A 269-nucleotide genomic window follows, 5' to 3' on the forward strand; every position below is an offset into this window, starting at 1 on the left:
GGGCGAACGGAAGCGTATCCAGGCGACGTTGCGCCGCCTGTTTGCCGACCCCAAGCACGGCGAGGCCATTCGCGAGGATCTGCGCGCCGGTCTTTCCGCCGTGCCGATCTGGATGCAGGAGTTCCTCCGCGAAATCCTGAGGGCGGACCCGCGCGAGGCGAAGCCATGAGTACCGATGCTTACCGCCAGATCATCGCGGCATCCCCACGTGACCGGCTCGACCTGTTCCTCGCCACGGCCAATCGGATCGGAGCTCCGGTGGGCAATGT

Origin of the sequence: Mesorhizobium delmotii, from assembly GCF_900149755.1 — a bacterium.
In the GTDB taxonomy this organism is placed as follows: domain Bacteria; phylum Pseudomonadota; class Alphaproteobacteria; order Rhizobiales; family Rhizobiaceae; genus Mesorhizobium; species Mesorhizobium delmotii.